8 protein-coding genes are annotated in these 6,766 nt (G+C 62.3%); 1 reads left to right on the forward strand and 7 read right to left on the reverse strand.

Going from position 1 to position 6,766, the window contains the following annotated elements:
* From AB4Z11_RS18670 to AB4Z11_RS18685, 4 genes are all read right to left on the reverse strand, one after another.
* Window positions 1-886, reverse strand: an 886-nt coding sequence (locus AB4Z11_RS18670; protein ID WP_442026805.1) for an FAD:protein FMN transferase, incomplete at its 3' end; no start/stop codon positions are given.
* A 17-nt stretch (window positions 887-903) separates the two neighbouring features.
* Window positions 904-1,722: a DUF4198 domain-containing protein gene (locus AB4Z11_RS18675; RefSeq protein ID WP_442026807.1), complete on the reverse strand. Its 819-nt coding sequence runs from the start codon at window positions 1,720-1,722 to the stop codon at window positions 904-906.
* A 9-nt stretch (window positions 1,723-1,731) separates the two neighbouring features.
* A complete protein-coding gene (locus AB4Z11_RS18680; RefSeq protein ID WP_442026808.1) occupies window positions 1,732-2,247 on the reverse strand; it encodes a DUF2271 domain-containing protein in 516 nt (171 codons plus the stop codon).
* An 8-nt stretch (window positions 2,248-2,255) separates the two neighbouring features.
* Window positions 2,256-2,936, reverse strand: coding sequence for a PepSY-associated TM helix domain-containing protein (locus AB4Z11_RS18685; RefSeq protein ID WP_442026814.1), 681 nt, complete (start codon window positions 2,934-2,936; stop codon window positions 2,256-2,258).
* A 112-nt stretch (window positions 2,937-3,048) separates the two neighbouring features.
* On the opposite strand from AB4Z11_RS18685, the gene AB4Z11_RS18690 reads away from it, so the two are divergent.
* Window positions 3,049-5,286 carry a catecholate siderophore receptor Fiu gene (locus AB4Z11_RS18690; protein WP_442026810.1) on the forward strand — a complete coding sequence of 746 codons (2,238 nt, stop codon included), beginning with the start codon at window positions 3,049-3,051 and terminating at the stop codon, window positions 5,284-5,286.
* A gap of 37 nt (window positions 5,287-5,323) precedes the next feature.
* Here the strand turns inward: AB4Z11_RS18690 and AB4Z11_RS18695 are convergent, their stop codons facing one another.
* From AB4Z11_RS18695 to pdeM, 3 genes are all read right to left on the reverse strand, one after another.
* On the reverse strand, window positions 5,324-5,554 hold the full coding sequence (locus AB4Z11_RS18695; RefSeq protein WP_442026811.1) for a hypothetical protein: 231 nt from the start codon (window positions 5,552-5,554) through the stop codon (window positions 5,324-5,326).
* Between the two features lie 41 nt (window positions 5,555-5,595).
* Complete coding sequence (locus AB4Z11_RS18700; RefSeq protein ID WP_442026813.1) at window positions 5,596-5,916, reverse strand: KGG domain-containing protein; 321 nt, start codon at window positions 5,914-5,916, stop codon at window positions 5,596-5,598.
* Window positions 5,917-6,091: 175 nt separating this feature from the next.
* Window positions 6,092-6,748, reverse strand: coding sequence for a ligase-associated DNA damage response endonuclease PdeM (gene pdeM / locus AB4Z11_RS18705; protein ID WP_442026815.1), 657 nt, complete (start codon window positions 6,746-6,748; stop codon window positions 6,092-6,094).
* Window positions 6,749-6,766: the final 18 nt, after the last annotated feature.

Below are 6,766 nucleotides of genomic sequence, written 5' to 3' on the forward strand. Positions count from 1 at the left end.
CGCCCAGTACAGTGAGCGCGGTAGACCAGGCATCCGCTGCCATCGCCTGTTCATGGACGACGGTCACGGATGCCACATTGTTCGCAATCGGCGCGCCGGTGCGCGTGTCGATGGTGTGCGCGAAGCGCCGCTCGTCGCGCATGAAGTAGCGGCGGTAATCGCCCGAGGTGGCGACCGCAAGGCCATGCAGCGCGACGGCGRTGTCGGCCACGCCCGCAGCCGGCGTTTCAAGCGATACCCACCACGGCTGGCCGTCAGGCTTGAAGCCCGCGCCGCGCAATTCACCGCCCACTTCAACCAGATAGTGATGTATGCCCTGCCCTTCCAGCCACAGCGCCAGCGCATCCACGCCATAGCCTTTCGCCACGGCCGACAGGTCGAGTTGAATGCCGCCGGGCTGGAAAGCGCGGCGGCGCGGCCGGTCCAGCTCTACCTCGCGCATCGTCAGACGTTCGCGGGCATACGCCACCTGCTGCCCGCTCGGCGGCTCGAATCCCGGCTCGTCATAACGGCGCGCGGGACCGAAGCCCCACAGGTTCACCAGCTCGCCCGCGCAGGGATCGCAAGCACCGTCCGACAGGCGCGATACGTTCATCGCATACGCCAGCACGGTAAAGAAGGCTTCAGGCAGCGTGTGCCAGGTGCCAGCGCCCGAACGATTGAAGCGGCCCAGGTCCGAGTCCGGCTCCCAGTGGCTCATCTCGGCCACAACCGCATCGAGCTGCTGCTGCAAGCCCCGCTGCAGCCATGGTGCATCGGCGCCCAGCACCACGCGCGCCGACCAGGTGGTGCCCATTGTCTCGCCACGGAAGTCATGAACGCGCCCTTCCGCCATCGGCGTTTCAGCCGAAATGGCAGGCGGCAGCAGGACGCGTCGTGTACTCATCTTCGTGTGCTCATCTATTACTGAGGCAGCACTTCCACCGTTGCAGCGTACGTCACGCGGCGCGGCGGCATTTGCGGCGGCTGGCCCGGCTGGGCTGGCGGCATCGCAGGCCAGCTGCTGGTGACCAGATACATGCCCGCAGCCGGAATGGTGAAGGTGATTTCGCCTTTCGCATCGGTGTTCTGGCGAATCTCGCCCAGCGTGCCGCGATAGCGCACACCGCCCGGAATCATGCTGAAGGCCTGATTGGCCGCAGGCTTACCGTCCAGCAGGAAGCGCCAGGTGGCCTTCTCGCCCGCACGCATATCGTTCGGATGGGTGACCGGCACCAGCTCCAGGCCCACACCGGTCGGCTTGAATACGGCGTCGTCGGTCTTGTTCGCGCTGGCGAACGTCTCCAGGCGGCTGTCGGTACGCGACACTTTCAGCTCTTCCGCATTGGCCGGCACTTCTTTCGCCATCTCGGCTTCGTTGCCGCGCCAGCGTTTCGTTTCGCCATTGACTTTCCAGCTGGCGAACACGCTCTGCGACACCAGCGCCACCTTGTAAGTGCCTGGCTTGGCCATCTTCACGTCGAAGGTCGAGCGCATCTTGCCGGTGCTGGCATTTTCCAGTGGCACGGTGGCGCCGTCCGGGCCGGTGACAGTGATGCCATCCAACTTGACCGGCAAATGGTCGATATCGAACAAGCCCTCCGAGACGGCCGCGTCGACCRTAATCCAGGGCTCTTTCGCTTCCACATAGGTAGACGATGGCAGCAGCCATGGCTTGTGGGCGTGCGCGCTGACGGCAGCACCAGCCAGTGCCAGTGCGATCAGGGTTTTAGCGAATTTCATGGCCGGTCCTTATGGCTTGAGTTGAACAACCACGTTGCCCACTTCTTCCTTGCCCTTGGCAGGAATGTTCTGCGCCGACTTCGGCGGCCAGGCCACAGGCACCTTCACGACTTCGCGGCCACCCGCTTCGCGCGCAACTTCCACCAGCACGGTGTACTCGCCGGCCGGCAGCTTGGCCAGCGTGTCTTTCGCGCCGGGGAAGGTCAGCGTGTGTTCACCAGGGCTGCGGGTGGCGCCGCTCACGCCATCCATCGGCATCTGCACATCGCGGCCGGACTTGCGCCACCACTGGCGCATATCCTTCAGCCACTTGCTGCCCGCGTTGTCCTTCTTCTTCACGTCGTACAGCACGGCCAGATTGCTTACCACTTTCTGGTCCGAGTTTTCCAGCCAGGCCGCCACATAAGGACGGTGGTATTCGGCGACGTTCAGTTGCGGGATGTCGAGCTTGAGCGCCAGGTCGGCGGCCATCGCATTGGCGCTGGCCAGCGGCACGGCGAGAGCGATGGAATAGTGAAGTTTCATGGTGGTCCTTAATGAATGAACAGCAGAGCAATAACGAAGGGGATCAGCACGCCCAGCCCGACCATCGGCCAGGTGAACGGCCGCTTGGCCGCGTGGAACTTCAGGATCAGCAGGCCGGTAACGCAGAACACCAGGCAGGACACGGCGAAAATATCGATGAACCAGTTCCAGGCCGCGCCGGTATTGCGGCCTTTGTGGACATCGTTCAGCCACGAGATCCAGCCACGGTCGGTGTTTTCGAACTCCGCCGCGCCGTCATCGAGGCCGATGCGCACCCAGGCATCGCCGCCGGCTTTTGGCAGCGGCAGATAGACTTCATCGGATGCCCATTCGGCGGTGCGACCGCCTGCCTGAAGCGACCAGGTAGCGAGCAGCCAGCGCTCCGCCGCTGCCGGCAGCGGGGCTTTGTCGCCGTCATGGCCGCTGGCGAAGGCTTTGAGTTCCTTCAACAGCGGCGCCGGCGCCATGGCCTGCTGGCGGACGACGGAGGGCTTGGCTTCGATCTGGCTGGCGTGGTTCAGCGTTATGCCCGTGATGGCGAAGAGGAACATGCCCAGCAGGCACAGCGCGGAGCTGATCCAGTGCCACTGGTGCAGGTTCTTCAGCCACACGGCGCGCGACGCTGCCTGGGCTTGCGTAAGGTCTGGACCGCTCAATGTTGTCGCTTTCAAATATGGTGTGCCAGACATCATATCACTTGTAAATGCAATTGAGAACCATTATCATTTGAATCCCCAATCAATAAGCCAGCCACTCCCCTGACGGGGCGCCAGCCCTCAACACGTCAGAACGGAGAAAACGTTGAAAAGCATTCAGAGCCGCAAGCACAGCGCGGCAGCACAGCCCCTGCTCACGCAATCCCTGATCGCCATGGCGGCCATTGGCATGCCTGCCGCCGCGCAGGCGCAAAGCAGCGAAAAGACCATGGCCGAAGTGCAGGTCCAGGCCAGCGCCGATGCGCCATACAAGGCCGAGAAATCATCCTCGCCAAAACTGACCCAGCCGCTGGTGGATACGCCACAGACGGTGTCCGTCATCAAGAAGGAAGTGATCCAGGAACAGGGCGCGACGTCCATCGTGGAAGCGCTGCGCAATACGCCAGGCATCACGCTGCAGCTGGGCGAGAACGGTTCCACCAGCGCCGGCGACACTTTCCAGATGCGCGGCTTCAGCGCGCAGGGCTCGCTGTTCGTGGACGGCATTCGCGACCTGGGCGCCATCACGCGCGACGCTTTCAACATCGAGCAGATCGAAGTAGCGAAAGGTCCGGCCGGCGCCGACATCGGCCGCGGTGCGGCAGGCGGCTACATCAACCTGGTAAGCAAGCTGCCGACGCGGGAAGAAATGATCGCCGCCACTGCCAGCTACAACACCGGCAACAACAAGCGCGTGACCGCCGATATCAACCGCAATTTCGGCAGTAGCGGCGCCTTCCGCCTGAACGCAATGGCGCAGGACGGTGGCCAGCCCGGCCGCAAGGTGATCGACAACCAGAGCCACGCCATCGCGCCATCGATCGCCTGGGGCCTTGGCACACCGACCCGTTTTTACCTGTTCTCGCAGCACGTCCGCCAGGACAATACGCCGGATGGCGGCATCCCGACGGTGGGACTGGAAGGCTTCTACAACGCCAGCGCCGCCCTGCGCAACGCACCGCGCGTGGACCGCAACACCTGGTACGGCTACAGCACCGACTACGAGAAGGCCGATGCTGACATGGTCACCGCCAGGATCGAGCACGAGCTGGCGCCGAACACCACGCTGACCAATACCACGCGCTGGGGCCGTTCCAAGATGGACCGCATCCTCACCGGCATCAACACGCTGACCGCGACCGGCGCGCCAGAAACCTGGACCGTCTCCCGTTCCCGCCAAAGCGTGCTGCAGGAGAACCGCATCCGTGCCAACACCACCAATATCGTCAGCGAAATCGGCGCGCACACCATTTCCGCCGGTCTGGAGCTGCTGAGCGAGGAACAGATTTCACCTGCCCGCACGGGCCTTGGCAGCCCGGTCGCCCCGGCCACCACCCTGGTCGCCAACCTCTATCACCCGAATCCGAACGACACGCTCAGCGCCTACAACCCGCAGCTGACCGGCGCCTTCACGCAAGGCCAGACTGACACGGTCGCAGGCTATATCTTCGACGCCTGGAAGCTCACGCCGCAGTGGCAATTCACCGGCGGCGTGCGCGCCGAGCATTACAGCACCGAGTCGAATGCCGCTACACTGACCGGCACTTCACTGATCGGCAGCCGCATCGAAAAATCGGACAACCTATACAGCTTCAAGGCGGGCGCGCTGTATAAGCCGGCAGAGAATGGCAGCATCTACCTGGCCTGGGCCAATTCGCAAACGCCGCCGGGCAGCGCCAACTTCTCCCTGAGCGCCGCGGCCGGCAATATCAACGGTCCCGGCATGGYCCCGCAAAAGACCACCAACGTCGAACTGGGCACAAAGTGGGATGTACTGGAAAAACGCCTGGCGCTGACCGCCGCGCTGTACCGCACCGAGAACAAGAACGAGATCACGCAGCTGGACGCGGCCACCAACACCTACTCGCAATTAGGCAAACGCCGCGTAGAAGGCGTGGAACTGGGTGCGGTGGGCCAGCTGACCAGCAACTGGCAAATCATCGCGGGTCTGGCGACCATGGACACCAAGATCATCGAAGGCACGACCGGCAATAATGCCGCCGGTGCAGCAACACGCTGGTCGCCTGATCTGAGCGCCACGCTGTGGACCAGCTGGCAGCCCACCGGCCAGCTGACCATTGCCGGCGGCGCGCGTTACCTGTCCAGGCAAAAGCGGGTGATCGATCCGAGCGTCGACATCGCTCTGCAGAACCTGCCGGCGATTCCGTCCTACGCGGTGGCGGACGCGATGGTGCGCTACAAGCTGAACAAGAATGTCGATCTGCAGTTGAATGTCTACAACCTGTTCGACAAGCTCTACATCAGCACGCTCAACAATAGCGGCGCGCGTGCCGCGCTGGGTGCTCCGCGCTCGGCACAGCTGAGTGTGAGTGTGATGTTCTAAGGAGGGGCAGGCGGGCCCGTCGGCCCGCCTTACTTTCTTACACGCCGGAACTGGCTTCCGGTCCGGGCGCACCACCTTCGCTGCCGAGTTCGCCGCCTTGCCGTGAACCCTGGCCGGTGCTTTGCCGGTTGCCTGGAAGTGGACGGTCAGCCCGGCGTACCTGGCCTTCCGGAACAGTGGTGTTGCTGATCTCGGGATGCCCGGTATCCACCAGCACGAAGGTTTGCTGGCTGTCGGTATCCTTGTTTGCTTTATCAGGCCGGGTCATATGGCCTCCTGCTTTACTGCCGTGTCACCTGAACCGTTAGCTCAGCTATTGTCGCCGCCTTGCTGGCTGCCGGGATTGCTGGCCGGGTTGACCTGATTGGTCTGTTCAGCCTTGTTTGCGCTGCCGCGCGCTCCGCTCTGGCGGTTGCCATCGTTTTTGTGGCTCATACTGCCTGCACGACGCGCCTCTTCGGACGTGAACTCGTGCGCAGTGCCCTTCTCGTGTGCCGCGCGGCCGCCTTCCGAGGCGATCTCACGCTGCCGCTGCGGGTCCATCGATGCAAAGCCGCGAGCGCTTTGCTTGTTGCCACCTGCATTGCCCTCTTTGCCACCTCGATTCCCGCCTTGGTTTGATGAAGCCATGATCCTTCTCCCTGAACATGAATTCCATTTAAAAAAATACTCCCTGCCCAACCGCTTAACCGACCAGCGACGATCAATTTTTTCAGATCACGATCGGGCAAGAAGAGCGCTCATGTTAGTTCAAGCACTGTACAGGTAATATAGGACGTTCACAGCTACAAATGTAGGATATCGCCTACCAAATTTCGATTGGGAAAATTAATCCATCGGCGACGAGATAGACCCGATCAGTGGCAAGCGGAATTAAAGCGTGCCCGCCAGTAAAGGCTCCGTACGAAGGCAGTATTGCGCGACGTTCACCGAGCATGAAGCATGGCAAGCGTACCGATTCGCGTCTTGTGTTCAGGTGATAGACCGGGTGCACATGCCCTGCGATCACATATTTTTCCGACGCTAAATCAGGGTGATGGCACAGCGCGAATGGGCCGCATTCGAAAGGCTCATCGACCATCGCGATACGCAGCAGTTCCGACGGGTCGCCAGCGTGGTGGTCATGATTGCCGCGCACCAGCAGCAGTTCCAGTTCAGCATGACGTTCACGCCATTGCAGCATCGCCTGTAAAGTGGCCGGCGCCTGCGCCGCCTTCGCATGCAGGAAGTCGCCGAGGAAGATGATGCGCCTGATGGCGTAGGCCGCAAGCAGCGCATCGAGTCCTGAAATATTTTCACTCGTTGTCCCACGCGGGACTGGAACGCCTAATGCGCGGAAGCTGGCGGCCTTGCCGAAGTGGATGTCCGCCACCATCAGCGTACGTTCGCGTGGCCAGTACAGGGCTTTCTCCGGCAGCAGCAAGACTTGTTCGCCGGCGATTTCGGTGGCACAGGCATTCATGGACCGGCCGCTTTCTCC

The organism is Pseudoduganella sp. RAF53_2, assembly GCF_052113985.1.
GTDB lineage: Bacteria > Pseudomonadota > Gammaproteobacteria > Burkholderiales > Burkholderiaceae_D > Rugamonas.